Source organism: Variovorax sp. GW821-FHT09B01 (assembly GCF_059418345.1).
Genome location: NZ_JBWKPQ010000002.1, coordinates 116,414 through 140,567 on the forward strand (window position 1 = coordinate 116,414; position 24,154 = coordinate 140,567).

Consider the following 24,154-nt stretch of genomic DNA (forward strand, 5'->3'; position numbering starts at 1 on the left):
GCTTTAAGCGCACTCCGCTAAGTTAAAAATTCCGTACACGCATGAAATGGACGCTTCAATGCAGTATGCCAACCTCTTTTTAGCCGGTCTCTTCCAAGCCGCGATTTTGTTTCTTGTCGCCTGCGGTCTACAACTCATCTTTGGCGTTCAAAAGGTCGTCAATCTTGCCTGTGGTTCGTTCTATGCGCTGGGAGCGTTTTTTGCTATCACGGCTGTCGGCCTCTTGCACCAATGGCAAATGCCGATGATTTTTCTTGTTCCAGCACTTGTGTTGTCTGGTGTACTCGTTGGAACAGTCGGAGCTCCGTTAGAGTTGTTGTTACGTCCCGTATATAGGCGAGACCCTAGCTATCAACTTTTGCTGACCTTTGGTCTTTTGCTGATGTTCCAGGATGTTTTTCGTTTTTTCTGGGGTGCTGCACCGAGATCAATGGACAGCTCTCTATATGGAATATATGGAACGATCGACATAAGTGGATTGCAGATCCCTGTATATAACTTTCTTGTCATTGGAGCGAGCATCCTAATCGCAATGATTTTAGGATTGTCACTCAAGCGAACCCGTATTGGACGGATCGTACGGGCTACGGCTGAAAATCGGAACATGACTGAAGCATTGGGTGTTAATTCATCCAAAGTATTCACAATGGTTTTTACGCTGGGCTGCATTCTAGGAACTGTGGGTGGGGCATTGGTTATTCCCACTTCGGCTGCCTCTATGACCATGGCCGCTGAACTCGTGGTGGAGGCCTTTGCAGTTGTTGTGATCGGGGGCTTGGGCAGCATGGCTGGGGCTGCTGTTGGCGCCATCATTGTCGGGCTCATGCGGGCGTTCGCAGTTTCGTTAGCTCCTGAAGTGGAGATTCTCTCCATCTATCTAGTTGTCGTTGTTGTCCTCTTGATTCGCCCTGTTGGATTGTTTGGAAGGAGCGCATCTTGAGCGCAGTATTTGACGTAATTTCTCCGAGAATTCGGCCTCGGCCGAAGCCGCGGTTGCTTAACGGCGTTATTCCATTTGTTGTGTTGCTAGCTGGACTTGCAATTGCACCTTTGATGCTAACGCCGTACAGCACCGTGATGCTTATGCCTGCCTTGGCATTTGGAATCGCTCTTCTCGGCATGAATCTTCTGTTTGGCTACACGGGGTTGCTGTCCTTTGGCCATGCAATGTTCTTGGCTGTAGGGGCATACGTGGCGGCCGCAGCGACCCAGGCGGGCGTTCTCCACTTTGAGTTGATCTTGATCGCAGCAGCGAGTTTGGGAGGACTATTCGCATTGGCGATTGGTGCTCTCTGTGTCCGTTTCACACATATCTTCTTTGGCATGCTCACACTTGCGTTTGGCATGCTTCTTCACTCTTTCCTGTTCAAGTTCTACAACTTGACAGGAGGTGATCAAGGTATGCGTGTCCTGCGGCCGATGTTACTGGGGCAGGATTGGGATATGACTGCGACTCAGTTTCTCAGTGGTCCGTTCTATTACTACTGTTTGATAGTTTATGTGCTGCTCGGATTGCTCACCTGGCGCATCGTCAGTTCGCCTCTTGGCCTCCAGCTGCGCGCTATTAGAGACAATGAGAGCAAGGCTCGGTACCTTGGCGTACGTGTCTATCGCCTCCGACTGTTTGCCTTTGTAGTGTCTGGCGTTTTCGGTGCAATCGCTGGCGCGATGTTGGGGGTTTCCACTGGACTTGCTGATCCGGAGCTTGCGTATTGGCCTCAGTCAGGCAATCTTATTTTCATGATGATTCTTGGGGGGGCTGGAACCTTTGTGGGGCCTGGGGTAGGGGCGCTCATTTTTGTTCTGCTGCATGAAGTACTGGTATCGAGTACGGCCTACTGGAGATTTATGTTGGGTGCTACGTTGGTGTTTCTCGTGCTTGTGCTTCCAGAAGGATTGATCGGCACGATTTCCAATCACTTGCAACGTCGTGTAAGGGGAGATGCTCAATGAGTGCCATGTTGAGCGCATGCAATGTATCCAAATCTTATGGATCGTACCAAGCTCTAAAGAATGTGTCTTTGGAGATCGGAGGCGGTGAATTCGTGTCAATAGTCGGCCCGAATGGAGCAGGGAAGACCACACTCGTCAATGTGTTGACGGGGTTGGCAGCCCCCTCCCAAGGGACGGTGCATTTCATGGGAAATAGTATTGCTGGAGTAGGTCCGGTTAAGTTGGCTGCGATGGGCATGGCCCGTTCATTCCAGCTGGTCAATATTTTTCCAGAGGTGAGCGTTTGGGAGACGATCGCAGTTGCTGTAAGTTCAAGGTTGCGTAGAGCTTCGAATCCATTACGAACATTGACCAAAGATCCTCAGATCGAGGACGAAGTTCAGCATATTGCTGGAACACTTGGGTTGCATCACAAGCTTTTTGAACGAGCTGGTTCTCTCTCACAAGGAGAGAAAAAACTCCTTGATATCGCCAGCGCATTTGCACTTCGTCCTAAGGCCATCCTTTTAGATGAACCTACTTCGGGCGTCTCAAGTGGAGACAAATACGGGATTATGGAACTGTTAGTGAAGGCGGCACGCTCGGAAGGGGTGAGCGCCATCATTCAAGTCGAGCATGACATGACACTGGTCGCACGTTACTCGCATCGGGTGATCGCGCTTCAGGAAGGGCGTGTGATTGGAGATATGTCTCCGGATGTTTTCTTTAAGGACTCCTTGATGCTTGAAGCAGTGATCGGCCCTGTCCACAGTAGTCAGAAAAAAAACGAGGGGGAACACCAGCCATGCTGAACGTGTCCGAACTGACCGTGGACATCCAGGGAAGTCGAATTCTTCGAGGTATCAGTCTTGAGGTTCGCGCCGGTGAACTGGTATGTCTTCTCGGCAGAAATGGAGCGGGAAAGACCACCACTTTTCGGTCGTTGATGGGCTATCTTCGGCCCGTTTCCGGGCGCATCTCGTGGGAAGATAAAGATCTTGCGCGCTTGAGCACATGGCAGATTGCGCAACTGGGCATTGGCTTTTCCCCTGAAGAATCGGAAGTGTATGCCGACCTCACGGTCGAGGAAAACATTGAACTTCCGACGTGGACTCGTACCTGTGGCAGACCTGCTGCGGAGCGCATTTCGGAAGCATATCGTATTTTCCCTAAGCTGGAACGATACCGTAAACGCGGGGGGGCAGAGCTTTCGGGTGGCGAGCGCAAGATGGTATCTATCGCCCGCGCATTGGCTCTCGACGCAGAACTCCTTTTACTCGACGAACCTTTTGAAGGTCTCTCACCCGCCATCATTCCACTTGTAGCGGAGGGAGTCGCCGCGATTCGCCAATCTGGGAAAGCCATTGTGATGGCTGAATCCAATTTGCATCATGTTCCAGATTACATAGATAAACTAGTGGTGATTGAGCGCGGTGAAATTATTTACACGGGCTCGTTGAGCGGAGCTCTCGGGGACGTGGAGGTTATGAAAATTATCGCGGGTGCCGTGGATGCGGAACCTCAAACTTGACCAGGGGCGAGATATGAAGACATATACGGGCGATCGAACTATCGATGGAATTAAAGTGCTCGCCGATGGCCAATTGTTGCCTGACCGGACCGACCTGCGTCGCTATGCGGAAATGGGGTTCGAATGGGGGTACGAAGGTGCCGAGCCGCGGCAGTTGGCTTTCGCTCTTCTTTTGGATCACACCGGTGACTTGAATCTTTCCGCTGATTCTTGCGAATCTTTCATGAAGGTCATGGTTGCAAATTTTGATAATGAGTGGAGCATTGCTTCCGCAGATATTGAAAACTGGCTACGAAGCAAGTCAAGGTATTGACTGCGGCTGAAATCGAGTGTTGTTGGCAGGCATGCCCCTGTTGGGGTGAATTTAATTGGAGGTTTTCATGGAGCTTCAATCTACTATGATGAAGGAACGCCAGCGTCGATATCGCAAAGAGTATCGACATCGTGTGGCGGGTTGGTACCACGGTTGGCTGCACTTGGCGATCATTGCCATCAGCGGTTTCACGGCGCTCTACATCTATGCTGCCAATCTTCGCAACGTCCAACTGTGGGAATGGCTGGCCTTGCCATTGGGTTTCATGGCATATCAACTCACCGAATACTTGCTGCATGCGCATGTAATGCATCGGCCTCGCAAGAACGTCATTTTCCGGGCGCTCTATGTGCGACACACATTGATGCATCATCAGTTCTTTACGCGCGAAGAAATGCGTTTCGCGGATCATAGAGATTGGCGTGTAACCTTCTTTCCCCCTTTCACAATGATCGTGCTTACCTTGCTGTCTCTCGTGCCATCGCTCGTCGCTGGCTGGATTCTCTCCCCTAATTTCGGCTGGCTGTTGATGGCCGCGCTGACGGGTAGCTACATGTTCTATGAACTCGTTCATTTCTCATGCCATGTGAACGACAACTGGCTTATTCGAAATACGCCGATTATTAATACTGCGCGCCGGCATCATACGGCGCATCACGATCATCCATTGATGATGGAAGTTAATATGGGTATCGGAACCCCTATTTTTGATTGGTTGTTTGGAACCTCCGATCTCAAAAGAGGATTTTGGGGTCATATCTTTAACGGCTACAGCACGCGTTATTTGAAGCAAGATCTTCGAAAAACAGTTCGTACACCCAATTCAAATGATGGCGTTGTGAAATCGGCAAGTTTCTAGCATGACTGCCAAATATCCGGAGTGATTAAATGCCAACTAAATTCAAAGTAATTATTTCCATACTGATTTTGATGCTCTTCGGGGTGATAGGTTTGTATGAGTTTTCGATTGATCTTCGAACGGCTGGTTGGGCTGCATTTTTCTTGGGCGGGTTTATGGTGTTTTCGATCTGGATTTTTCCTGAGGTAAGCAGGGATGATCCTGTCGACGCCAATTGAGCGGCAGAAGGGTGCTCTGATTACTTCTGCTTCAGATCGGATTGAGAAAATGTTCGCCCTCAAGGCAGACGCAGATGTGTGGTCGTTCTGTTTGATTTAGAACAAGTTCGTTGGTACAGCTTTGGCGGCCAGTGACGTCATACTTAACTTAACCTAGTACATCCTGATGAGATTCAATGATTTTCGCAATCTCTCCATCGACGACCGTGATGCCTTCTGGACCGAACAGGCCGGGTTGGTGGACTGGCACAAGCCCTTCGACCGGGTCTGCAACCACGACAACCCACCGTTCGCGCACTGGTTCGAGGGCGGGCTGACCAACCTGTGCCACAACGCGGTGGACCGGCACCTGAAAGACCGCGCAGACCAGAACGCGCTGATCTACGTGTCCACCGAAATGGACACCGAGCGCACCTACAGCTTCCGGGAGCTGCATGCCGAAGTCCAGCGCATGGCGGCGGTGCTGCTGGGGCAGGGCGTGAAGAAGGGCGATCGCGTGCTTATCTACATGCCCATGATTCCCGAGGCCACCTTCGCGATGCTGGCCTGTGCGCGCATTGGCGCCATCCATTCCGTCGTGTTTGGTGGTTTCGCGAGCCATTCACTGGCCAACCGCATCGACGACGCCGCCCCCGTCGCCATCGTGAGCGCCGATGCCGGTTCGCGTGGCGGCAAGGTGGTCGAGTACAAGCCGCTGCTGGACGAAGCGATCCGGCTGTCCACTCACAAACCTGCTTCCGTGATCATGGTGAACCGGGGGCTCGCGCCAATGAGCCTTGTGCCCGGGCGGGACCACGACTACACCGCCTTGCGCGAGCAGCACCTGAACGCGCAGGTGCCCTGTGAGTGGATGGAGTCCACCGCCATCAGCTACACCATCTACACCAGCGGTACCACGGGCAAGCCCAAGGGCGTGCAGCGCGACACCGGGGGGTATCTGGTGGCGCTGGCCGCCAGCATGAAGCACATCTTCATGGGCGCACCGGGCGAAACCTATTTCTCCACCAGCGACATCGGCTGGGTGGTTGGCCACAGTTACATCGTCTACGGTCCCCTGATCGCGGGCATGGCGACCATCCTGTACGAAGGCCTGCCGATCCGGCCCGATGGCGGCATCTGGTGGCGCCTGGTGGAGAAGTACAAGGTGACGGTGATGTTCAGTGCGCCCACCGCCGTGCGCGTGCTCAAGAAGCAGGACCCGGCCTACCTCAAGCAGTACGACCTCTCCAGCCTCAAGGCCCTGTTCCTGGGCGGCGAGCCGCTGGACGAACCCACCGCGCGCTGGATCAGCGACAGCCTGGGGGTGCCCATCATCGACAACTACTGGCAGACGGAGAGCGGCTGGCCCATCCTCACCATCGCCAACGGGGTGGAGAAGAAGGCGAGCAAGTTCGGCAGCCCCGGCGTGCCCATGTACGGCTACAACGTGAAGCTCCTGCACGAATCGACCGGCGAGGAGCTGACCGGCGCCGACGAGAAGGGCGTGGTGGTGATCGAGGGCCCGACGCCGCCCGGCTTCATGCAGACGGTCTGGCGGGACGACGCGCGCTTCGTCAACACCTACTGGAAGAGCATTCCCGGCAAGCTGGTCTACAGCACCTTCGACTGGGGCATCCGCGACCAGGACGGCTACTTCTACATCCTGGGCCGTACCGACGACGTGATCAACGTGGCGGGCCACCGCCTGGGCACGCGGGAGATCGAGGAAAGCATTTCCAGCCACGCCAATGTGGCCGAGGTGGCGGTGGTAGGGGTTGCCGACCAGCTCAAGGGGCAGGTGGCGATGGCTTTCGTGGTGGCCAAGGACAGTTCTTCGCTCTACGACGATGCCTCGAAACTCAAGCTGGAGGGCGAGATCATGAAGCGGGTGGACGAGCAGTTGGGTGCCGTGGCGCGCCCGGCCCGGGTGCGCTTCGTGACAGTGCTACCCAAGACCCGCAGCGGCAAACTGTTGCGCCGCGCCATCCAGGCCGTGTGCGAGGGGCGCGATCCGGGTGACCTCACCACCATGGACGATCCTGCTGCGCTGCAACAGATACGTGCATTGTTGGTAGAAGAATACTAGAAGAAAACACACCGGAATTGCCGAAACGTGCCTCACTTGCGTACGGTAGTAGCAAAGCTTTGAAGTCAGCCCTCTGTCACAAACAGACGGAGAGAGTTGTGCAGTCCATCACCTCGGTATCAAAGCCAACACACGGTAAAATCCCAGTGATTGCTGGCCTGAATGAGGGGGCGTGTTGAATCTCTGATTTGCTCCATTCATCATTGGATGGACAGGTTGCGCCGTCGCCCGATCTTCCATGACACGCTCCCGCCTCGCATTGTGGCGACGAGTTGCTGCCCCAGCCGCTGTTCAAGCACCGGCTTCCAAGGCACCAAGCTGAACCCCATACCCTCATCGAGCAGTGCGTAGCGTCCGCTGGCAAGCATCACGCTGCGCCGGTAGATGCCGGCCACGCGCTGGCCGTCAGCCACGGGGCGATACCCCAAGCCGGTTTCGGCGGCAATGTCCTTCGCGGCGAGCGTCAGTTCCCGGTCGCGCAGCGTGCCCAGCAGGTTGCGCGCCAAGATCACGCGCTGCCCGCGCCGCTCGGCCAGCCCCTGTTCCGTCAGGAAGTTGGCACGCTGCTGCATTGCCTGCTTGGCCTCGCTACCAAAACCCAAATCACCCAAGCCGGAGCCGCCGCCGATCAACTGCTGGTCGAGCCAGGTGGCGCCGATGACGCGAGCTTGACGCTCAATGGGCAGGTGCGATTTTAGCTCCACGGCCACGCCGCCCAGGCGCTGCGCGTCGTACTGGCGGCCACGCTCGGGCAGGTCGTCCGGCACCTTCCATAGCCCCTCGGCCACGCGCTCCACGATGCCAGCCCGGCGCAGGGCTTCCAGGCGCCGGACATGGGCTGCCACGACTTCTTGCGGATCGCGGCCAGGGACAGTCTGCCCTTGCGCGATGGCAAGGTGATGGTCGGTGCGGTACAGGCCATTGCTTGCCATCGCGGCGATGGTCTTGTCCGCCGCCCGTATCTCGGCAGAGCCTTTCACCTCGACCACCGCGCCCATCGGATACTGCTCCAGTTTCGTCCTGGGCGACAGCGCGACGTAGTGCGCCTTGCCGTCGATGCCATCGACCACGAGATAGCCCCGGTCGTACAGTTCGTCGGCCAGCCCCTTGCCCGCTACGCGGCCGATGATGGAGTGCCCATCTTCGGCCGGCTGGAACACGGCCAGGTCGCGCTGCCTGCCGCCCATCGCACGTTGCATGGTGCGGATGATGTCGCCGCGCTCGCCCATCGCCCGCAGGGTGGACTCAGCTTCGGCGTGGACGGCACAGGTGCCAGGCTGGGTTTCCGTCGCCAAGCCCATGCGCTGAAGCCGTTGCAGTCGCCCGACCAGCAGCAGGCGCTGGCGCTGCAGCTTGGGATCATTGAAGCGTTCGATTTTCACCAATCCCTCTACCGCTTCACGCTGCAAGGTTCGATCCAGAGAAGTCCAGCGCTCCTGCTCCACCTCGCGGGCCAGAGTGCGCTGGATCTCCAGCTCGGTGCGTGGCCCGAGCCATTCGGTGGCCAGTTCCATCGCCCGCTCGCGCATCCCGCGGGTGATGTACTCCTGCGAGATGATGAGGTCTTTGCCCGTATCGTCCTTGCCGCGCAGCACGACGTGGGTGTGCGGGTTGTCGGTGTTCCAGTGATCCACCGCCACCCAGTCCAGCCGGGTGCCCAGATCAGCCTCCATGCGCTGCATCAGGTGGCGGGTATAGGTGCGCAGGTCTTCGAGTTGGTCGGCATGCTCGGGCGAGACGATGAAGCGGAACTGGTGACGGTCGCCCCGCCCGCGTTCCTCGAAAGCTGCCGTGTCCGCCTCGTCGGTGATGGTCCCATAGGCCCGTCCCTGTTCGCCCTGGCGATCCACGCCTTCGCGCCCGATGTAACGCAGGTGCTGCACCGTCGATTTGCCGCTGGCCTGCTGCAAATACACCAGCCGAACCTTGACCGTGGCCCGGCGTGAATAGGCAGTCAAGGACTGGCCCGTGAAGCTCGCCGCCGTATGCCCGCGCCCCAGACGAGAACCAGGCGCCTTGCCGGTGGTTTTGCCCCTCACCTTGCCACCCATTCCGCGCTTGCCGCCTGTAACGCCAGCCGCCTTGCTGGTCTGACGCAGCACCTGCGCAATGAAGGTGTCGCCGCGCTGCTTCGGCTTGCCTGGCCGCACGCGGAAACGGTCATCACCATCCGAGTTTCCGCGCTGGCTCATGATGCGCCTCCAGCCAAGCCCATCGCGCCCGAGCGGATGCGGCACACGGTGTTCCCAATGCCTGCATGGCATTTGCGCTGTTGGCGGCACGAAGCCACCCTGTGGCGCGTGCTGCCCCAAACCCATGTGCAGACTGGCTTTGCGCGCACCGTGGTGCCGCGCCCTTCAATCTTGCCTTCCGCCTTTGCCCCTCGCTGGCGCTCCGGGCAGCGGCGGCCCGGCGGCGTTGCTGCGCGAGCAGCCAGCGCGCCGGCGAACGCGGCGACGGCCATAGGCCGGGCGCGTTCGAGGCAAGACGCCTGCACATGGGACGGCTGCGCCGGAGGCAGCGCGAAGTGCGGCGCGGATGCGCTCGCACTGCACGCGCGACGACACGCGGAAGGCCACCGGATCGGCACGCCCGATGGCACGATGAGATGCACGGCAACGTGCAGCGAGTCGGCGACCATCATGGGCGGGACTCCAGCCAGACCGGATGCGCGACGCCGATCACGGCGCCCGCATTGACCGGCCCGAAATACCGACTGTCGAACGATGCCGGGTTGGTCACACTGAGCAGGAACAGTTCGCCGGATTCAAGGCGGCGGCATTGCTGCCAGGATGGCAGCGGCCGGCCCCAGCGGTCAGCAGGCAGCACGGCGGCCGAAGGCACGCCGTCGATGCGGACGCCGCGACCCGTGATGCACACCTCCAGCGGCGCGACGGCGCCCACGCGCTTGAGCAGCGGCACGCGCGCCGGCAGGTAGCCGCGCTGCGCGGCCAGCGCGGCAGCGTCTGGCGGCAGCGTGGTCAGGACGATGCTGCCCACGGACAAGGGATGTGGCAGCGAGCCGGTGCCGTGGCCCAGCGGATCGATGCGATACCAGCCGACCGCCACGCTGTCGGACGGGTTGTAGATCAGGCGCGGCAACGGCTGCACGAAGGACGCCCAGGCCAGCGCAGCGAGGCCGCAGGCGGACAGGCCCGCCAGCACGAGGCGAGCGCGCAAACGTACGCGGGGCGAGCGAGGACGCGGCGCGATGCCGGCAGTGGAAACGGCGGTCATGACAGCGCCCTCCCGGTCAGCCAGGCGGCGTGCCGCTCGGCGTTGTATTCAGGCAGCGGCAGGCGCGCGGCGAGGCGGTTGGCGAGCGTACGCCAGTACGCGGGCGAAATGCCGACAGGCGCGATGCCCAGCGCCTCGATGGCGTCGATGCGTTCCAGCACGGCACGGACTTGGTTCTCGCCTTCGGCGTGCAGCAGCAGGCGCACGCCCGGCTGCACGCCGGGGATGCGCTGCGCCGCATCGAGCGGCGTACAAGCCTGCATCACCATGAGCTGCCAGCGAACGGTGCCGTAGTCGTTGGCCAACCAGCGGATGCGGCAGAACATGGCGCCCGGCAGGAACACCGCGCAGCGCCGCCAGCGGTCGAGCTGGAGCGTGCGCGCGGGTTCGCCGAAGCGCAAATAGAGCTTGAAGCGCGGTTCGATGTAGGCCAGCGCCACGCGCGTCAATGGCGCGCTGGCAGGCTGGCTGGAAGGCGCTGCGAGCGCAGCCGTAGCCGCGATGGCAACAGGCGCGGGGGCAGACGAAGCGGATGCGTTCATGGCGTGTTCTCCTTGCGGTGCTCTGGAAACTCTCGCTCCAACAGGCCGCGCAGCAGGTCGGCCACGGTCACGCCTTGACCGAAGGCGGCGATCTTGATGCGCGCCCGCATCTCGGGCGTGATGTCGAGGGTCAAGCGAGCCGTGTAGAGGTCGCCCTTGCCCAACGCATCGGCGTCGCCCTGGCGAATCCACGCCTCGGCGTGCGGATTCGCGGGTGGACGCGCGCCGATGCCGACGCGCTTTGCTGTGCGCTTGCCGTTCGGTGGCGACTTCACTGTCATGGCGTCCACCGCAGCAGTTCATCCACCAGCGCAGTGATCTCGCGCGCGGCGGCGCTGTCGGGCGCCGTCTCGCGTGCAAGCCGACCAGCGGCCACGCTGTCGGCGAACACGATGCGCTGATGCACTTCCGCGCGCAGCGCAGGAAGCGGCTGGTCGGCGAGCGCCTGGCGCGCTTCGCGCCCGATCACCGTGGTACTGACGCGGCGATTGATGACGAAGGCCGCGCGCAGCGCAGGCCGGAACACCTGCGCTTCGCGGATCAGCGCCACCATCTCCGCGCTGGCCCACATGTCGTAGGGGCTGGGCTGCACCGGGATCAGCACGCGCTCGGCCGCCAGCAGCGCGGAGCGCGCCAAGGCGGCGATCCTGGGCGGGCCGTCGATGACGACGTGAGCGGCCCGCCTGGCGAGTTCTGGCGCCTCTTGGTGCAGCGTTTCGCGTGCGAGGCCCACGGCGCTGAACAGCCGTGGCAAGCCTTGCTGGCTTCTGCGCTGCGTCCAGTCCAGCGATGAGCCTTGCGGGTCGGCATCCAGCAGCACGACGTGCTGGCCTCGCATCGCCAGCTCGCCGGCGATGTGGGTGGCGAGCGTGGTCTTGCCCACGCCGCCTTTCTGGTTGAGCAGAGCAACGATCATGGCGCGGCCCTCCGTGTTGGAAGGCCGGGCTTTTGCTGCTGCGCTTGTGGCCGCGTGGCGGTTATCCACCGTGGCGCGGCGCTTCTACTAAAAGTTAGAGAATTTAAGTTAGGGAAGTTAGAAGGACGCGAAACCCTGTGCTGGCGCGGGTTTGCGGCCGATTTTGTTGCCTGATAGCACGAGGATTCGTTGCCTGATAGCACGATACCTCTGTTGCCTGATAGCACGAGTCCATCCACAGGCTCTCCCGAAGTTATCCTCGTGCCGTCTGCGGCACGGGCCGGAAGGTCAGCAGCGGCGAGGAAATCCCGGATACGTACTCGATGCCCAACAGGTAGCCCGGCAAGGCTTGCCGCGCCACCAGCGCCCGCAGGTCGGCGGCGAAGTCGTAGTAGCGCGCCACGCTGCCCGATTTGCGGTACAGGTGCTGGAAGTCGAATTGCCAGCCGCCCGGCTGTTGGCCGCCGTGCTTGCGCACCAGGCGGTACAGCCACCGCTCGATGCCGCCCGTGAGCCGGAAATACGCCGGGTCGATGGTCAGCACCAGGGCGGCGTCCAGCACGCCGGCAAAGAACCAGTCCGGCAGGATCAGTTCGAGGCCCAGCGGCGTGCCGCTGGCATCGGCCAATTCCTTCCATTCGTTGATCCACGAGAAACGGTGCAGGCGCCGCCCGGTCATCTCCCGGATGGACGTGGCCACCGTGGTCGATTGCAGCCGGTCGAGCGCGGCCTTGAGGCGCTGGTAGTCGCGCAGCGACGTACCGCGCCCGATGAAGCGCAGCACCTCGTAGGGGCGCACCTGCATCAAGCGCGAGGGCCGCAGGCCCGCGTCGCGCGCTTCCACGATCTGGCTGGCGGCCCAGATCAGGATGTCGGCATCCCAGATCGTGGCGATGCCATGTTCCTGCGTGCCTTCCACGCGGATCGTCACGTTGCCCGCCCGGAAGTCGATGGGCTTGATCCGCTTGGACTTCGCCAGCGAGAAGAACGGAAAGGCCATCAAGTCCTGGCTGTCGCGTGGCGCCATGTCGCCCGGCAGCGCGCGAAACAAGTCGAGCTGTTCGCGTTCCTGCAAGGGTTTGGACACGGCGAAGGCCACCCACGCGCCACCGATCAACGCGCACGGCTGTCGGCCGAGTGGTGCTCGGCGTACTCGGGATCGGAGGTCGTCTCGAAGCTGCGGTCGGCGGCCCAGGCATCGAGGTCGGCCACGGCGTACATGACGCGCCGGCCGAACTTGCGAAAGCGCGGGCCGCCGCCGATCACGCGCTGCTTTTCCAGCGTGCGCGGCGACAGGCGCAGGTATTCGGCGGCTTCGTCGTTGGTGAGATAGCGTTGGGGCTGCGCGGCAGCGGTCGGGACAGTGGCGGCAGGCCGCAAGGGAGCGGGACGCATGGTGTGAACCTCCATCGGTTGAAAACGACCGGCCACACAGCGCGACCGGATGGAGGCAGTCTCAGAAAAGCAAGCTGTCCTGCTCAGGGCCGTTTTGCGTCGTCCTCAAAACGACCCTTCTCAAGCGGCGGAAGCTGTGCTAGGCAGCGATAACCGCCGCGCATCAGCGCATCGCCGCGCCGCACCAGGCGGCGCACCTTCGAGCGCAGGCCGCCGTCGCTGTACCAGTCAGCCGCGGCGTCGGCACCGAACAGCCCTTCGCCCACATCGCGCAAGGACGCGCCCGCCAGGGTCGCGTCGAGCGCCTGCAAGGTGTGCAGCTCCAATAGCGCGGAAGGTGTTGGCCTGGGCGTAGTGGCGGCGAAGGTCGCGCCGGGCGCATGACCGCGCGCAGGCGCGGCAGTGCCGCCGCGCTGGGCATAGGCCACGGCCATGCCGTCTTCCAAGCCGGGCGCCAGCGCGAAGCGCAGGCAATGGCCTGGGCTGCGCGCAGTCAGCGCCAGCCCTTTGCCGTCGTGGAGTAGTTGCTTGTGGCCGGGGATGCGCCAGAACGCGAAGGCGGTGGCATCTTGCGGCGGATCGGCGTCGGGGTAGAGCTGTACCACGGAGGCATGACCAGGCAGCCAGGCTGGATGCGCGTCACGCGCATCCAGCGCCGGGTCTTCCAGCAGGCGCAAACCCCAGCGATGCGCTGCTTCAAGCCGGCGATGACGGCGCAGCCAGTCGAGCCGGTAGTCGGGATGCCTGCGCAGGTACTCCCAAGCAAGCGCAAGCGCGTCCAGCCAAAGGACATACAGGTATGCGGCAGTCGGATACCAATGCGCGATGTGATGAGGATTGACCATGACGCCTCCTCCTGCGAACAGGACTCGCCGCCACGGAAGAACTACGCGCTACATCGCCTCGTCGGAACGTCGTGGGTTAAAAGGATGGATGGGGCTGTCAAGACCGATTGGCTCCGATGCGTTGCAGTATTCGTCTCAATGCTGCGGCGACAGTGCCCCGACCGGGGACACTGCACAAGCCAGCCTGCCGCAGCCCGCGCCAAGCATCATGTCTATTTGGATCAGGCTGCTGGGGCTATGCCGCAAGAATCCCGATTAAGACTTACCCGGTATGACACCAGACTGAAAAAGTCACAGTAAGCCGTATTCAGTCCGGGATCGCTCCGTCGCGCTCGGCCAGCCGGGTGTATTCCGACAGCGTGCGCGTGGGGCGGAAATAGAGGTCGCGCAGCACGGGCTGCTGGCGCGGCCCGACGATGCCGGCCAGCTCGGACAGCTTGACGGTGCCTTGCGCGGGCATCCCGATTCCCAGGTCGATGAGCCCCCAGGCGGTATCGCCATCGGCGGGATCGAGCGCGGCCAGCAGCCAGGTCACATGCGCGTCCGGCGTGAACAGCCGCACCACAGGCACCGGGTCGATGACCCGGCCAGCGGCGCGGGCCTCGCCGTTGGCGAGCAATTGCGCGCGCTCCGGGGCGGTGGCGAGTGGCTGGGGCATGGTGGCAATCCCACAAATCCAATGATGCACGGATGCGGTTTCACGTCCAAGCGTAGAACCGCCAAACCGGATTTACGTCTTCGTGCGCAAGCACGGAGGCGCTTGCGTGGCTTTGCTGAAACCCGTCGATGCGGATTTCCGTAAAGGCACAAAAACGTAGAACACCAAATGAACACTATAGATTGTAGCCCTATAGGGCGCAATGGGCTGTCATCTTGGTTTTTCGAGGGAAACCATAGGTGGCGGCTCGGTACTCATTGGCGAAGGCGTTGAAGACAGTCAGGAAGGCGCGTGGCTTGAGCCAGGAAGCCTTCTCCGACGTGTCCAGCCGCACCTATATGAGCACCCTCGAACGCGACCTGAAAAGCCCGACCCTGCATAAGCTGGCCGAGCTGTGCGAGGTGATGGAGATCCACCCGCTCACGCTACTGACGCTGGCCTACGCGGGCGACAGCCCGCGCAAGGCCGACGAGCTGCTGGCGCAAGTGCGCCAGGAACTGGAGTCGGTATTGAAGGAGCGCGACGCGGCGAAGCCGCGCGCCTGATGTGATTGGGGTGGTGATGTGCTGCGATCAGCAGCGCAGCGCTCCGCCGCGATGGGCGGGGCGCTGCGGCGGTCACGCCGCCTGTGGCTTGCTGCGCGACCAGATCAGGTCGTGCGTGCCGTCCTCGCCTTCGATCAGGCGGGCATAGACCGGAGCCGGGAACGAAGGATCGTCGAGGGTCACGGACTTGTATTCCCGCCCGGCCTCGCTGGTCTTGTTCCATGCCGCGCCGATGTCGTGGCCGGCGGCCTGGAGGCGGAAGTCCGGGGCGTTCTCGCTGCTGCCCTTGTCGTTGGGAACCAGCTTGACCTTGACGTTGAGCGTCAGGGTGCGCAGCGTGCCGGTGAAGCCGTCTTTCTCTGCGGTGAAGGTGCCGATGTTGGCCATGATGTTTTCTCCTTTCGGTTGAACAAGGTTCGCGCCCATCGCGTCCTTGTTGTGATCCGGCCGGCGGGGGACGGGCTGGCTGCACCGCTTGCGGTCGAAACGCAGTGGAGAACCGGGAGGCGAAAAGAATTTGCTGCGCGAGGAAGCCGCGCAGCGGCGGGGAAATTGTTTTCGCCGGACGGTTGCAGCCATGAAGCCCGAGGCGCAGCCGCGCCCCCGCCAGGATTCACAACGAGACAAGGACGCCTTGGGCCGAACCGCTCCGAAAGGAGATGGGGCCGACTCGGTATCCCCGCCCGAAGGCTTCTCCGGCTCGCCCGCTGACGCGCGCCAGGTCAACCACCCGACGACAGGCGAGAACGCCCCTGCCGCACCTTGCGGCGCCGCTCTTGAGGCGTGGCGTGGAAGCTCCATAGCGATGCCGGGCGGGTCGTCCGTGAACTGTCCTTCGTGACGTGATGGGCAGGAACCGCCAGCGTTGAGGACGGCACGCATCTGCACAACCTGCCGCAGCGAGCGCCAGCGTGTTCGCCAGCGCCCCGTCCATCGCGGCGGGGCGCTGGCCGGGCCGATCCGGCGCAACCGGTTCGGCGGCATCGAGGGGCGCCAAGCATCGCGTGGCGGGGATAGCCCGCAGGGCTTTCCCCTGGGAGGCAAGCGAAGCGCGCAGCGCCGCAGGCGCGAAGGCGTGAGGGATTGAAGCCGAATGGCCGTGACGGCATAGGCGGCACGGGGCGCAGCCCGAAAGCCCGGCGGCGCTGTGCGCCGACACGCCCTACCATGACGAGTACGAACAGCGAAGCCCATACCCAAGGAAGCAACGATGGAAGAAAAGCGCATCCATGAGTTCTTCAAGCGATACCAAGACTTCTTCCGCCAAGGATTGAAAAACGAAGCAGACATGGAGCAGGTCGCTTTGTCCTACGCGACTGCCTTCATCGCAGCTTCGCCGGCCGGGGTCATGGCGGGCCAGAACGACGAGCAACTGAAACAGGTCATGCGTCAAGGATTCAAGCGTTACCGCCAGCTCGGCACGAAGGACATGACGCTGCGCGGCGTTCGCATCGACCCCATCGACGAACATCACTGCCTCGCGCACGTCGCCTGGACGGCGACCTATGACCGGGGCACAGCCCCGGACGTGTCCATCGACTTCGACGTCCACTACCTCGTGCAGCAGCTCAATGGCGAACCCAAGATATTCGGCTGGGTGTCAGGCGATGAACAAGCACTGCTGAGGCAGCACGGTATCGTCTGATCCTGGTGAGCCGCCGTGAAGGCGGCGGCGTTTCGATTCGGCTGTTGGCTTTGAACACCGGGCGCTGCCACTGCCGCGCCCGGATTTTGCGTTTCACCGCGCCCAGGGCGCGGTGCTGAACGCGGTTATTCCTTCGTCTCGATGAGCCACCACACGGCACGCGGCAAGGCTCGCCCAGTGATGGGGTGAATGTCGGTGAGGTCGGCGCAGGCCGACCAGCCCGAGGGCGGGCGGTAGCCGCGCACGTCGCCATCGCCGTGCCAGCGGCGGGCGCGCACCGTGCCGGGGGCGTAGATCGCCGCCATGCGCGGGCGGCTGGTGGTGGTGTGGGTCATGGGGGCTTCTCCTTCCGGCGAAGCGCCCCGGTCGAGGCCGGGGCGCTTGCCTTCGGCGCAGGTCAAGCGGCCAGCGTCTCGGCGGGTTCATCCGCCATTGCCTCCGCATCCTCCGGGGCGTCCTGCTCCGGGCCTGCCTCCTGCGCGGCATCTTGTGGGCCTGCGGCCTTGAAGATGGCGGGCATCCAGCCCTTACCATCGGCCAGCCGCTCGGCTTCGCTGGCAATGTCGGCCTTCTTGAGCTTCGCCAGCCGGGTGATGGATTCCGGTGCAAATGCGCCCACGGCATCCAGAATCACGGCCTTGGAAACGTGCTTGAAATAGCCTTCTGCGGTCGGCTTCCACCATGCGGCCATGTCGAGGCCCACGGCCTGCGCCAGTTCCTCGCCGGGTTGCTGCACTGTGGCGCGAGGCGTCACCACGTCCACCGTGGAAGCCACGCACACGGCCAGCAGGCGCACCAGCTCGTCTTGCGGCTTCGCCAGCAGTGCGGCGAACAGTTCGGAGCTGTCCTCCGGCAAGGCTTCACCGGCCACCTGTTGCAGTTCGCGCAACGCCACGGCGGCGGGCGATTCCGGCCAGTCCGGGGCCATGCCTTCCAGCCGGTCTTGCACTTTCAGGCTCACGCCCAGCGGCAAGTCGCGGCCGTAGTGGCTTTCCTGCAGGACGGTCTGCACCATGCCATGCACCAGCGAGGCCAGCGCGACGTGCGGATGCCGGGCGACTTCGATTTGCAGCGCCGCCGTGCGGTGGGCGCTCAACCGCTGCGCCAGCCTGTCGGACAGACTCGCGGCCTTGGGCGCGTCGTCGGCGTCGTGCTCGTCGTTGGCGGCTTCGCCTTCGGTGCTGCCGAAACCGCGCCGCAGCTTTTCCAGCGTGCGCAGCGCCTTGGCCTCGGCTTCACGCAGCAGGCCGCGATGAATGACGGCCTCGCCGTTGCGGTCGATGGTGACGATGGCACCGGCCACCTCGCGCACCTCGGGGGCATAGCCTTGCAAGGCGTCCTCCGCGTCTTGCAGTTCGCTGACCACCTGATCGCGCCGCTGTTCCAGTTTCTCGGCCTTGGCCTCGTCCTCGGCGTCGCAGGCTTCTTCTAGTTCGGTGTCGATCTTTTCGAGACGAGTTTCCAGTGAGGCGATGCGGCGGGCCTCGCGGGTGGTCGGCTCGCGGCGGTGGCGCGGGGCGTTCTGGAACGCCTGCCGTTCCTCGTAGGCCAGATGCGGCACGGCCTCCACCCATGCCCAGCCCTCGGCGCGCACGTCCTCGCCCAGCGTTGCCAGCTTGTCGCGCATCAGTGTTTCCAGCACTGCGGTATCGGTGAGGTAGGTTCCGGCATCGCCTTCGGCGAACAGGTCGCGGCGGATGCCGCCGCCTGCCTGCCGGTAGGTGTCCAGCCCGACGAAGCGCACCAGCGCGTGCGTGGCGTCGATTTCGCGCTCGGTCAGGCGCTCGCGCAGCTTGGACGGGCTGCGCTGCCATTCCGGCGCACCATAGAATGCGGCTTCCTGCGCGCCGTGGTCGTCGGTGATGGTCAAGGCCATCAACTGTTCCAGCGTGACGGTTCCGGCGCGGTAGTCGGCCATCAGGCGCGGCGCGATGTGGGCGAGCTTCAAGCGGCGCTGTACCACCAGCGGGGACACGCCGAAGTCGGCGGCAATGTCCTCTAGGGGCCGGCCTTCCTTGACCAGCGCGGCGAACGCCTCGAAATGGTCGGCGGGGTGCATCTGCTCGCGCATCAGGTTTTCCGCGAGGCTGACGGTACGAGCGGACGCATCGGGCACCAGCAGGCACGGCACTTCGTAGTCGGCGGGGATGCGCTTCTTCTTCGCCAGCAGCTTCAAGGCGGTCAGGCGGCGATCACCGGCAACCACCTCGTAAGTCTCGCCATCGGCGGAAAGGATGACGATAAGGTTTTGCAGCAGGCCGATGCGGGCAATGCTCGCGGCCAGTTCGGGGATGGACAGGCGCGGCATCTTGCGGGCGTTGCGCTTGGAGCGGCGCGGCAGCAACTGCGAGAGGGGAACCAAGATCAGGTTCTTGGACGGGTCGGCCATTTCCAGCGGGGCGGCGGCTTCGATGGCGACGGCTTCGGTTTTGAGTACGGCGTTCATGGTGATAACTCCTTGCGGTTAGGGATGCAGCAGCGAGAGAAGCGGCAAGGGCTGCTGCCTGCCCCTGCCGCGTGGGGATTCAGGCTTTCAACTGGCGCAGGCCATCGGCCAGCAGCCACAGGGCGCGGTTCAGGCGCACGCTTTGGTCGATGCCCTGCACGGGCCGGGTGGTCTGGCGGCGGCCATTCGCGGCGCGGGCGGACAAGCCACCTTTGGTCAAGTTCTCCTGCGTGCGGTTGAACACGCTCCACAGGTCGCGGCGGTCGTCGTCATGGCGGCGTGGCATCAGGATTTGCGATTCCGTGATGGGCGCGGGCCTGTCCTCGTCGTACTTCAACGCCAGCGCAGCGCGGGCGAACACTTCCGATTCCCCGGCGTCCAGCGTGATGGCGCGCATGGCATCGCGGGATTCCTGCGCCCGGTCGAAGCCGTGCAGGACTTCGTAAGCGCCTTCGATGACGTGCCCGGCTACGTCGCCCTTGTGCGGCACACGCACGTCGGCCACGGTGTCGCCGCAGACAAGGCCATTGCTGCAAACGAAGCGGAACATTCCGGCCAGCATCTGATAGCTGCTGGTGCCGTCATGGGAGTTCAGCAGGATGATTTCGTTGGCCTCGCGGCCGTTGATCTGGCTGGCGTGGCGCAGCCGAATCATGTGCTTGGTGTAGTCGCGGCGGTCGTCGTGGCGCACGCGGGTCTGCGTCACCATGAAAGGCTCGAAGCCTTCCCCGCGCAGTTCTTGCAGCACGGTGGCGGTGGGGATGTAGCTGTACCGCTGCGAGCGGCTTTCGTGTGGGGATTCCGCGAAGATGGACGGGGCCACGGCCCGGATTTGGTCATCGGACAAGGGACGTTCCGAACGCAGCACCGGCGAACGGGAAGCGAAGCGGGATGCGAGTTGCATGGCATTTCTCCTGACAAAGAAAAAAGGGTTTGCTGTTCACCGCACACCGGCTTCCTAGATTCGGAGCCCAGCCTTTCGGCTGTTCGGTGCGGTCGGCACGAGGAACCCGGTTGGCCCTGTTGCCACCGTCTTTCCTGAGTTCATCGCCCGCGACGGTCAGGAGCGCGCGGACGGGGGCCGTCAAGGAAACGAGCGCAGGGTTGGTGCGGCCCGCAGGCGCAGCCGAGGACACGGCCCTGCGCGCCTTGACGGCACACGGCCGCGGGCTACAGTCGCGAGCAAGGTGATGGAGTCAGGGGAGACGGCTGAACAAGGCAACGGCCGCCTCTTTGCGCCGACCGCATGGCAAGCGAAGCGCGCAGGCCCGAAGCTGGAAGCCGGGCCGGAGGCGTCAGCCGAGCGGAGCGAGGGAACGATGGAAGCCCACCAGGGGCGAGACTCGCGCAGCGAGGCTCGATGCGCAGCACGACAGCGCGACCGGCCGTGCTCCTTGGCCGGGGACGCCCAGACCTGAATTGGCATTCGGGTACCTGAGCACCGATTCGATGGCGGGCATTGGGGTACCGACAGAAGTAGCTTGGTCAAATACGCTACCAGGCATCTTCACCATCAAAGACAGGCCATGAGCGCACCCCAATCCGATAACCCGAAGCAGATCTGCGAAAACATCCTCATCGAGGGGAAACGCTATAACGTCGAGCACCGCATCCTGCCCAGCGAGAATGCTGTTGCGGATCGGCTGCTTGCTCGTGGTCTTGAATTGACCGAGGCCTACGAAGAACTGCACAGCAAGCTCAATGCACATCCGAACGCGCTGCAGATCTTTCTAGGGCTGATCCTCAGTACCGCCGCGTTCTGGAACCCGGAGAAGATCGCGCAGGCGCGTGCCGCACGCGGCGATCTCGGCAAAGTCAACCAGCAGATTGCGAGGAAGGCGGCAGAGTTGGCCGGGCTGCTGCAGCAGCGCTCCGATCTTCACAACACCTCCGGCTTCAGCACCGACACCCACTACCACGTGTGCGATGTAATCGAGGCGGCGGCCAAGGGCAACTACCTTTTCATGTCATACGTCCGGGAGCGCCTTGATGACCTTCATGGCCAGTTTGATCTCAAGTATTGGCCGTCGCTGAGCGACTTCCTGCAAGAGCTGGCCTCTGATGCCGAGGACGCAGTCATGGAAGCCACCGACCACTTGACTGCAGCCGCGACCGTGGCTTCGCGCCCATCCCGGGCCGATTTCCTCAAGGCGCTGCTTGCAGCGATTGATGAGAACAGTGGCCGCAATCACGGCCAACTGCCCACCGACTTCAAAGCCACCGACAACACGCTCGCTACCTTGGCGAGCTGCGCGCTGGACTTGGCTGCCGAAGACCTGTTCAATGGCCCATACGTGAAGCGGCTCCGTCAACGTGAACGCGATGGAGCCAAGTAGCCACCGCCCACCTTTCTGGAATTCGGTTTCGGGCTGATCGACACGCCTTGTCGGCGGCCAGGAGTGCCGCATCGGCTATCAGGAATGGGTGCCGCGCTCATCGCCTCAAGCCAAGCGCAGCACAGGCCGCACCGGGGCAGATACAGATGCCTACGACCGTCGCCCCGCATTCACGGTGCAGCTTGCAGCGCTTCAAGTGTGATGGTAAGATATTCTTACTGGCCGTAATGGCGTGCATGGAGGTCCAAATGGATGCTGCTCTGATTCAGACGACCCTGGTGGAAGTGTTGCAGAACATACAAGCCACGAGCGAGCTTGAGTGCCCGCCGCTTGGCGGCGCGACGAAGCCTATCGAGGAACTGCCGAAGTTCGACAGCAAGATATGGCCCGTCGCCATTGGCATGCTGGGCGCGAAGCTTGGGATCAGCATCGCCAATGATGTGAATATCTTCCGGCAGGACGATTCCAGCATTGCGCTGACCATTGACGAGATCGTGGCAAAGGTCGTAGCCCTGGTAGAAGGCCAGGCCGTGGTTGAACCCATGCAGGCGAACGCGCAATGACAGACGGTTCGGACACCCATCGCTCGGCGCTCGCCGAACGTTTGCGAGAGGCGAGAAAGGCCGCAGGTCTGTCGCAAGGCCAAGTGGCCAAGGTGCTGCAGATGCATCGGCCGACGGTTTCTGAGATCGAGGCCGGCAATCGTCGTGTTTCTGCAGAAGAACTGACGAAATTCGCGGAGACCTACGATGTCACCGTTTCATGGCTGCTTGGCGAAACAGCCGAACAGCTCGAAATGAATGACCCGCGACTCCAGCTTGCCGCACGCGAACTGAGCAAGCTGAAGCCTGACGATCTGGATCGACTGCTGCGGTTGCTGGCATCTATGCGCAGCTCGGACGCCGAAGAGGGAGGGGGAAGCAAATGAGTGCTCAGCCCTCGAACATGTCGACCGCGGGGCGGAAAGCTCTTGTGATGCAAGGCATGCAGGCTTCGATCGCGGCGCGCGTAAAGGCGGGATTGGATCTCAAGAGCCCCGCCTGCATCTATGGCTTGTGCGAGGCGCACAACGTCGCAGTCCGCTTTAACGATATCAATATGGAGGGCATGTACGACCGGACGCCGAAGCCGAGAATCCATGTTTCAGTGCTCAGGCCCTTGGCGAGACGGACTTTCACGTGTGCGCACGAACTGGGGCATCACGTTTTCGGCCACGGCTCGACCATCGACGAGTTGCGGGAAGATCAGGCCAACAGTGCTGATCGCCCACCTAACGAAGTATTGGCTGACGCTTTCGCTGCTTTCGTCTTGATGCCAACGCTTGGCCTGCGCGAGGCCTTTGCAAAGCGCGGCTTAGACCCAAACCGCGCAACGGCCCTCGACATGTACGCCATCGCCTGCAACTTCGGTGTTGGGCAGGCGACTCTGGTGAATCACCTCGCCTACGGTATCAACATGATCAACCACGTGCAGCGTGATCGCCTTGGGCGTATTACGCCCAAGGCGATCCGCACGGAGCTGCTGGGTGAGGTAGTTTCCATGCCGCTTACGGTTGCAGATCAGCACTGGAATTCACCGACGCTCGACATCGAGCAGGACGGGCTGCTGCTGCTTCCAGCGGGTGTGGTTGTGGACACCTCAATGCTCGCGCCCGAACGTGAGATGGCTGCAGGGCGACTCTTTCGCGCCGCAAAGTGCGGTATCACGCGGGTGGTGATACCCGGCACTCCTTGGGCGACCTATGTTCGTATTGCAAGGCGCCAGTATGTTGGTTTGGCTCGATTTCGTCACCTTGAGGAAACTGCAGATGACTAAGCTTCCCCATTCGATTGGCCCGCTCCTCGTCGACGAGCCAGACATGTCGCGAGCTTGGGCCAAGGCCGTGCTCCACGTTATTGATCACGCTGGTCCCGAGATATCGCCGCTTATCCTGAGCGTGACCGGCTTCGATGAACGCGGTGTTGTGCAGGAAACACCGGCCATCCGCTCGGCGCTTGACACGTTGCTGGCGGTCAAGCGTATGCGCAGCGTTGACGATGTGGCTTTCACGATCTTCCCGCAACGCTTGTGGCAGGTAGCTCAGGGCGATCGCGCGGCGCTGTTCCGATACTACAAGGATGCATTCCCGCGCTATCAGGCGATGAATCCACGAGACAACCGGCGCGGTCTTTATTTCGAGCGAATGACAGGGTATGGCCGGGGCCCCTGCGATGGCAATCAGCTCGAATGGATCCTGTCTCAGTATGAAGGACGGGAGGGTGTACGGCGATCGATGTTCCAAGCGAGCGTATTCGATCCAGCCCGAGATCATGTCGCCGATGCTCAACTTCAGTTCCCCTGCCTCCAGCATGTCAGTTTCGAGCCTACCAAACACGGGCTTGTCATCAACGCTTTCTACGCGACGCAGCAACTGTTCGTGAAGGCATACGGAAATTATCTCGGCATTGCCCAGTTGGGAGCCTTTATGGCCCATGAAATGAAAATCAAGCTACTTCGAATGAATGTTGTTGTCGGCGTCGCCAAGTTCGAGCGCATTTCCAAGTCCGATGTCGATCTGCAACCCTTGATCACGGCAGCACGCGCAAGTTTCGCTCTGAAGCCGCCGGCCGTGAATGAAGAGGTGCCCGCGCCAGTTGTCGAGACTGCAGCGTGAGGGTTGGCATCAGCAAGA

The 24,154-nt window shown here is 61.9% G+C and carries 28 protein-coding genes; 15 read left to right on the plus strand and 13 right to left on the minus strand.

All coding sequences use genetic code 11. From position 1 onward, the window contains the following. The first annotated feature begins 58 nt into the window (after window positions 1–58). The 8 genes from AC07RV_RS07665 to AC07RV_RS07700 all read left to right on the plus strand — a co-directional run bounded on the left by AC07RV_RS07665 (window position 59) and on the right by AC07RV_RS07700 (window position 6,918). Window positions 59–940: a branched-chain amino acid ABC transporter permease gene (locus AC07RV_RS07665; protein WP_056581653.1), complete on the plus strand. Its 882-nt coding sequence runs from the start codon at window positions 59–61 to the stop codon at window positions 938–940. Next, window positions 937–1,953, plus strand: coding sequence for a branched-chain amino acid ABC transporter permease (locus AC07RV_RS07670; RefSeq protein ID WP_056581651.1), 1,017 nt, complete (start codon window positions 937–939; stop codon window positions 1,951–1,953). The genes AC07RV_RS07665 and AC07RV_RS07670 overlap by 4 nt, the downstream gene beginning before the upstream one ends. Further along, window positions 1,950–2,744: an ABC transporter ATP-binding protein gene (locus AC07RV_RS07675; protein WP_066123746.1), complete on the plus strand. Its 795-nt coding sequence runs from the start codon at window positions 1,950–1,952 to the stop codon at window positions 2,742–2,744. Before AC07RV_RS07670 ends, AC07RV_RS07675 begins: the two co-directional genes overlap by 4 nt. Further along, window positions 2,738–3,463 carry an ABC transporter ATP-binding protein gene (locus tag AC07RV_RS07680; RefSeq protein ID WP_081266255.1) on the plus strand — a complete coding sequence of 242 codons (726 nt, stop codon included), beginning with the start codon at window positions 2,738–2,740 and terminating at the stop codon, window positions 3,461–3,463. Before AC07RV_RS07675 ends, AC07RV_RS07680 begins: the two co-directional genes overlap by 7 nt. 13 nt (window positions 3,464–3,476) lie before the next feature. Continuing rightward, window positions 3,477–3,776: a DUF6166 domain-containing protein gene (locus tag AC07RV_RS07685; protein ID WP_082548887.1), complete on the plus strand. Its 300-nt coding sequence runs from the start codon at window positions 3,477–3,479 to the stop codon at window positions 3,774–3,776. A 67-nt stretch (window positions 3,777–3,843) separates the two neighbouring features. Continuing rightward, window positions 3,844–4,635, plus strand: a complete 792-nt coding sequence (locus AC07RV_RS07690) for a sterol desaturase family protein (protein ID WP_081266375.1) — start codon at window positions 3,844–3,846, stop codon at window positions 4,633–4,635. A 29-nt stretch (window positions 4,636–4,664) separates the two neighbouring features. Continuing rightward, window positions 4,665–4,853, plus strand: a complete 189-nt coding sequence (locus AC07RV_RS07695; protein ID WP_081266257.1) for a hypothetical protein — start codon at window positions 4,665–4,667, stop codon at window positions 4,851–4,853. A gap of 166 nt (window positions 4,854–5,019) precedes the next feature. Beyond that, window positions 5,020–6,918 carry a propionate--CoA ligase gene (locus AC07RV_RS07700; RefSeq protein WP_296781849.1) on the plus strand — a complete coding sequence of 633 codons (1,899 nt, stop codon included), beginning with the start codon at window positions 5,020–5,022 and terminating at the stop codon, window positions 6,916–6,918. A 200-nt stretch (window positions 6,919–7,118) separates the two neighbouring features. On the opposite strand, the gene AC07RV_RS07705 is transcribed toward AC07RV_RS07700, so the two are convergent. The 9 genes from AC07RV_RS07705 to AC07RV_RS07745 form a co-directional block, all read right to left on the minus strand. Next, window positions 7,119–9,110 carry a relaxase/mobilization nuclease and DUF3363 domain-containing protein gene (locus AC07RV_RS07705; RefSeq protein WP_296781847.1) on the minus strand — a complete coding sequence of 664 codons (1,992 nt, stop codon included), beginning with the start codon at window positions 9,108–9,110 and terminating at the stop codon, window positions 7,119–7,121. Window positions 9,111–9,558: 448 nt separating this feature from the next. Then, window positions 9,559–10,155 carry a S26 family signal peptidase gene (locus tag AC07RV_RS07710; RefSeq protein WP_296781845.1) on the minus strand — a complete coding sequence of 199 codons (597 nt, stop codon included), beginning with the start codon at window positions 10,153–10,155 and terminating at the stop codon, window positions 9,559–9,561. After that, entirely contained in the window at window positions 10,152–10,697 is a 546-nt protein-coding gene (locus tag AC07RV_RS07715) for a DUF2840 domain-containing protein (protein WP_296781844.1), read from the minus strand. The genes AC07RV_RS07710 and AC07RV_RS07715 overlap by 4 nt, the downstream gene beginning before the upstream one ends. Next, window positions 10,694–10,978 (minus strand): chromosome partitioning protein ParB, encoded by a 285-nt coding sequence (locus AC07RV_RS07720; RefSeq protein ID WP_296781843.1) that lies wholly within the window; start codon window positions 10,976–10,978, stop codon window positions 10,694–10,696. The genes AC07RV_RS07715 and AC07RV_RS07720 overlap by 4 nt, the downstream gene beginning before the upstream one ends. Further along, window positions 10,975–11,613 carry a ParA family partition ATPase gene (parA, locus tag AC07RV_RS07725; RefSeq protein ID WP_296781842.1) on the minus strand — a complete coding sequence of 213 codons (639 nt, stop codon included), beginning with the start codon at window positions 11,611–11,613 and terminating at the stop codon, window positions 10,975–10,977. The genes AC07RV_RS07720 and parA overlap by 4 nt, the downstream gene beginning before the upstream one ends. 253 nt (window positions 11,614–11,866) lie before the next feature. Next, window positions 11,867–12,640 (minus strand): replication initiator protein A, encoded by a 774-nt coding sequence (locus AC07RV_RS07730; protein WP_296781933.1) that lies wholly within the window; start codon window positions 12,638–12,640, stop codon window positions 11,867–11,869. 86 nt (window positions 12,641–12,726) lie between these two features. After that, complete coding sequence (locus AC07RV_RS07735; protein WP_296781841.1) at window positions 12,727–13,008, minus strand: helix-turn-helix transcriptional regulator; 282 nt, start codon at window positions 13,006–13,008, stop codon at window positions 12,727–12,729. A gap of 83 nt (window positions 13,009–13,091) precedes the next feature. Then, window positions 13,092–13,853 carry a DUF2285 domain-containing protein gene (locus AC07RV_RS07740; RefSeq protein ID WP_296781840.1) on the minus strand — a complete coding sequence of 254 codons (762 nt, stop codon included), beginning with the start codon at window positions 13,851–13,853 and terminating at the stop codon, window positions 13,092–13,094. Window positions 13,854–14,160: 307 nt separating this feature from the next. Further along, the gene (locus AC07RV_RS07745) at window positions 14,161–14,511 is read right to left on the minus strand and encodes a DUF2958 domain-containing protein (protein ID WP_296781838.1); all 351 of its coding nucleotides are present in this window, start codon (window positions 14,509–14,511) and stop codon (window positions 14,161–14,163) included. Window positions 14,512–14,750: 239 nt separating this feature from the next. Here AC07RV_RS07745 and AC07RV_RS07750 point away from each other — a divergent pair, with 239 nt between their 5' ends. Beyond that, complete coding sequence (locus AC07RV_RS07750) at window positions 14,751–15,056, plus strand: helix-turn-helix domain-containing protein (RefSeq protein ID WP_296781837.1); 306 nt, start codon at window positions 14,751–14,753, stop codon at window positions 15,054–15,056. Window positions 15,057–15,128: 72 nt separating this feature from the next. Here the strand turns inward: AC07RV_RS07750 and AC07RV_RS07755 are convergent, their stop codons facing one another. Further along, window positions 15,129–15,443 carry a DUF736 domain-containing protein gene (locus AC07RV_RS07755; RefSeq protein ID WP_296781932.1) on the minus strand — a complete coding sequence of 105 codons (315 nt, stop codon included), beginning with the start codon at window positions 15,441–15,443 and terminating at the stop codon, window positions 15,129–15,131. Between the two features lie 823 nt (window positions 15,444–16,266). Here AC07RV_RS07755 and AC07RV_RS07760 point away from each other — a divergent pair. Next, complete coding sequence (locus tag AC07RV_RS07760; protein ID WP_296781836.1) at window positions 16,267–16,701, plus strand: DUF6841 family protein; 435 nt, start codon at window positions 16,267–16,269, stop codon at window positions 16,699–16,701. A 125-nt stretch (window positions 16,702–16,826) separates the two neighbouring features. Here AC07RV_RS07760 and AC07RV_RS07765 read toward each other — a convergent pair whose 3' ends face one another. The 3 genes from AC07RV_RS07765 to AC07RV_RS07775 all read right to left on the minus strand — a co-directional run bounded on the left by AC07RV_RS07765 (window position 16,827) and on the right by AC07RV_RS07775 (window position 20,051). Then, the gene (locus AC07RV_RS07765; RefSeq protein ID WP_296781834.1) at window positions 16,827–17,036 is read right to left on the minus strand and encodes a hypothetical protein; all 210 of its coding nucleotides are present in this window, start codon (window positions 17,034–17,036) and stop codon (window positions 16,827–16,829) included. Between the two features lie 62 nt (window positions 17,037–17,098). Then, complete coding sequence (locus AC07RV_RS07770) at window positions 17,099–19,147, minus strand: ParB/RepB/Spo0J family partition protein (protein WP_296781833.1); 2,049 nt, start codon at window positions 19,145–19,147, stop codon at window positions 17,099–17,101. 79 nt (window positions 19,148–19,226) lie between these two features. Beyond that, window positions 19,227–20,051, minus strand: coding sequence for a DUF932 domain-containing protein (locus AC07RV_RS07775; protein WP_296781832.1), 825 nt, complete (start codon window positions 20,049–20,051; stop codon window positions 19,227–19,229). Window positions 20,052–20,673: 622 nt separating this feature from the next. Between AC07RV_RS07775 and AC07RV_RS07780 the strand changes: the two genes are divergently transcribed. The 5 genes from AC07RV_RS07780 to AC07RV_RS07800 all read left to right on the plus strand — a co-directional run bounded on the left by AC07RV_RS07780 (window position 20,674) and on the right by AC07RV_RS07800 (window position 24,136). After that, window positions 20,674–21,483: a hypothetical protein gene (locus AC07RV_RS07780; RefSeq protein ID WP_296781831.1), complete on the plus strand. Its 810-nt coding sequence runs from the start codon at window positions 20,674–20,676 to the stop codon at window positions 21,481–21,483. 248 nt (window positions 21,484–21,731) lie between these two features. Beyond that, window positions 21,732–22,046 (plus strand): hypothetical protein, encoded by a 315-nt coding sequence (locus AC07RV_RS07785; RefSeq protein WP_296781829.1) that lies wholly within the window; start codon window positions 21,732–21,734, stop codon window positions 22,044–22,046. Then, the gene (locus AC07RV_RS07790; RefSeq protein WP_296781827.1) at window positions 22,043–22,411 is read left to right on the plus strand and encodes a helix-turn-helix domain-containing protein; all 369 of its coding nucleotides are present in this window, start codon (window positions 22,043–22,045) and stop codon (window positions 22,409–22,411) included. Before AC07RV_RS07785 ends, AC07RV_RS07790 begins: the two co-directional genes overlap by 4 nt. Further along, a complete protein-coding gene (locus AC07RV_RS07795) occupies window positions 22,408–23,298 on the plus strand; it encodes an ImmA/IrrE family metallo-endopeptidase (protein ID WP_296781826.1) in 891 nt (296 codons plus the stop codon). Before AC07RV_RS07790 ends, AC07RV_RS07795 begins: the two co-directional genes overlap by 4 nt. Next, a complete protein-coding gene (locus AC07RV_RS07800; protein ID WP_296781825.1) occupies window positions 23,291–24,136 on the plus strand; it encodes a thymidylate synthase family protein in 846 nt (281 codons plus the stop codon). The genes AC07RV_RS07795 and AC07RV_RS07800 overlap by 8 nt, the downstream gene beginning before the upstream one ends. Window positions 24,137–24,154: the final 18 nt, after the last annotated feature.

Excerpts from the sequence above, each read along its gene's own strand:
- AC07RV_RS07695 (WP_081266257.1), top strand. The coding sequence starts at position 4,665 with ATGCCAACTAAATTCAAAGTAATTATTTCCATACTGATTTTGATGCTC.
- AC07RV_RS07760 (WP_296781836.1), top strand. The coding sequence starts at position 16,267 with ATGGAAGAAAAGCGCATCCATGAGTTCTTCAAGCGATACCAAGACTTC.
- AC07RV_RS07680 (WP_081266255.1), top strand. The coding sequence starts at position 2,738 with ATGCTGAACGTGTCCGAACTGACCGTGGACATCCAGGGAAGTCGAATT.
- AC07RV_RS07735 (WP_296781841.1), bottom strand. The coding sequence starts at position 13,008 with ATGCGTCCCGCTCCCTTGCGGCCTGCCGCCACTGTCCCGACCGCTGCC.
- parA (WP_296781842.1), bottom strand. The coding sequence starts at position 11,613 with ATGATCGTTGCTCTGCTCAACCAGAAAGGCGGCGTGGGCAAGACCACG.
- AC07RV_RS07790 (WP_296781827.1), top strand. The coding sequence starts at position 22,043 with ATGACAGACGGTTCGGACACCCATCGCTCGGCGCTCGCCGAACGTTTG.
- AC07RV_RS07765 (WP_296781834.1), bottom strand. The coding sequence starts at position 17,036 with ATGACCCACACCACCACCAGCCGCCCGCGCATGGCGGCGATCTACGCC.
- AC07RV_RS07730 (WP_296781933.1), bottom strand. The coding sequence starts at position 12,640 with ATGGCGCCACGCGACAGCCAGGACTTGATGGCCTTTCCGTTCTTCTCG.
- AC07RV_RS07685 (WP_082548887.1), top strand. The coding sequence starts at position 3,477 with ATGAAGACATATACGGGCGATCGAACTATCGATGGAATTAAAGTGCTC.
- AC07RV_RS07710 (WP_296781845.1), bottom strand. The coding sequence starts at position 10,155 with ATGACCGCCGTTTCCACTGCCGGCATCGCGCCGCGTCCTCGCTCGCCC.
- AC07RV_RS07740 (WP_296781840.1), bottom strand. The coding sequence starts at position 13,853 with ATGGTCAATCCTCATCACATCGCGCATTGGTATCCGACTGCCGCATAC.
- AC07RV_RS07745 (WP_296781838.1), bottom strand. The coding sequence starts at position 14,511 with ATGCCCCAGCCACTCGCCACCGCCCCGGAGCGCGCGCAATTGCTCGCC.
- AC07RV_RS07690 (WP_081266375.1), top strand. The coding sequence starts at position 3,844 with ATGGAGCTTCAATCTACTATGATGAAGGAACGCCAGCGTCGATATCGC.
- AC07RV_RS07700 (WP_296781849.1), top strand. The coding sequence starts at position 5,020 with ATGAGATTCAATGATTTTCGCAATCTCTCCATCGACGACCGTGATGCC.
- AC07RV_RS07665 (WP_056581653.1), top strand. The coding sequence starts at position 59 with ATGCAGTATGCCAACCTCTTTTTAGCCGGTCTCTTCCAAGCCGCGATT.
- AC07RV_RS07715 (WP_296781844.1), bottom strand. The coding sequence starts at position 10,697 with ATGAACGCATCCGCTTCGTCTGCCCCCGCGCCTGTTGCCATCGCGGCT.
- AC07RV_RS07795 (WP_296781826.1), top strand. The coding sequence starts at position 22,408 with ATGAGTGCTCAGCCCTCGAACATGTCGACCGCGGGGCGGAAAGCTCTT.
- AC07RV_RS07785 (WP_296781829.1), top strand. The coding sequence starts at position 21,732 with ATGGATGCTGCTCTGATTCAGACGACCCTGGTGGAAGTGTTGCAGAAC.
- AC07RV_RS07800 (WP_296781825.1), top strand. The coding sequence starts at position 23,291 with ATGACTAAGCTTCCCCATTCGATTGGCCCGCTCCTCGTCGACGAGCCA.
- AC07RV_RS07705 (WP_296781847.1), bottom strand. The coding sequence starts at position 9,110 with ATGAGCCAGCGCGGAAACTCGGATGGTGATGACCGTTTCCGCGTGCGG.
- AC07RV_RS07775 (WP_296781832.1), bottom strand. The coding sequence starts at position 20,051 with ATGCAACTCGCATCCCGCTTCGCTTCCCGTTCGCCGGTGCTGCGTTCG.
- AC07RV_RS07720 (WP_296781843.1), bottom strand. The coding sequence starts at position 10,978 with ATGACAGTGAAGTCGCCACCGAACGGCAAGCGCACAGCAAAGCGCGTC.
- AC07RV_RS07755 (WP_296781932.1), bottom strand. The coding sequence starts at position 15,443 with ATGGCCAACATCGGCACCTTCACCGCAGAGAAAGACGGCTTCACCGGC.
- AC07RV_RS07780 (WP_296781831.1), top strand. The coding sequence starts at position 20,674 with ATGAGCGCACCCCAATCCGATAACCCGAAGCAGATCTGCGAAAACATC.
- AC07RV_RS07675 (WP_066123746.1), top strand. The coding sequence starts at position 1,950 with ATGAGTGCCATGTTGAGCGCATGCAATGTATCCAAATCTTATGGATCG.
- AC07RV_RS07770 (WP_296781833.1), bottom strand. The coding sequence starts at position 19,147 with ATGAACGCCGTACTCAAAACCGAAGCCGTCGCCATCGAAGCCGCCGCC.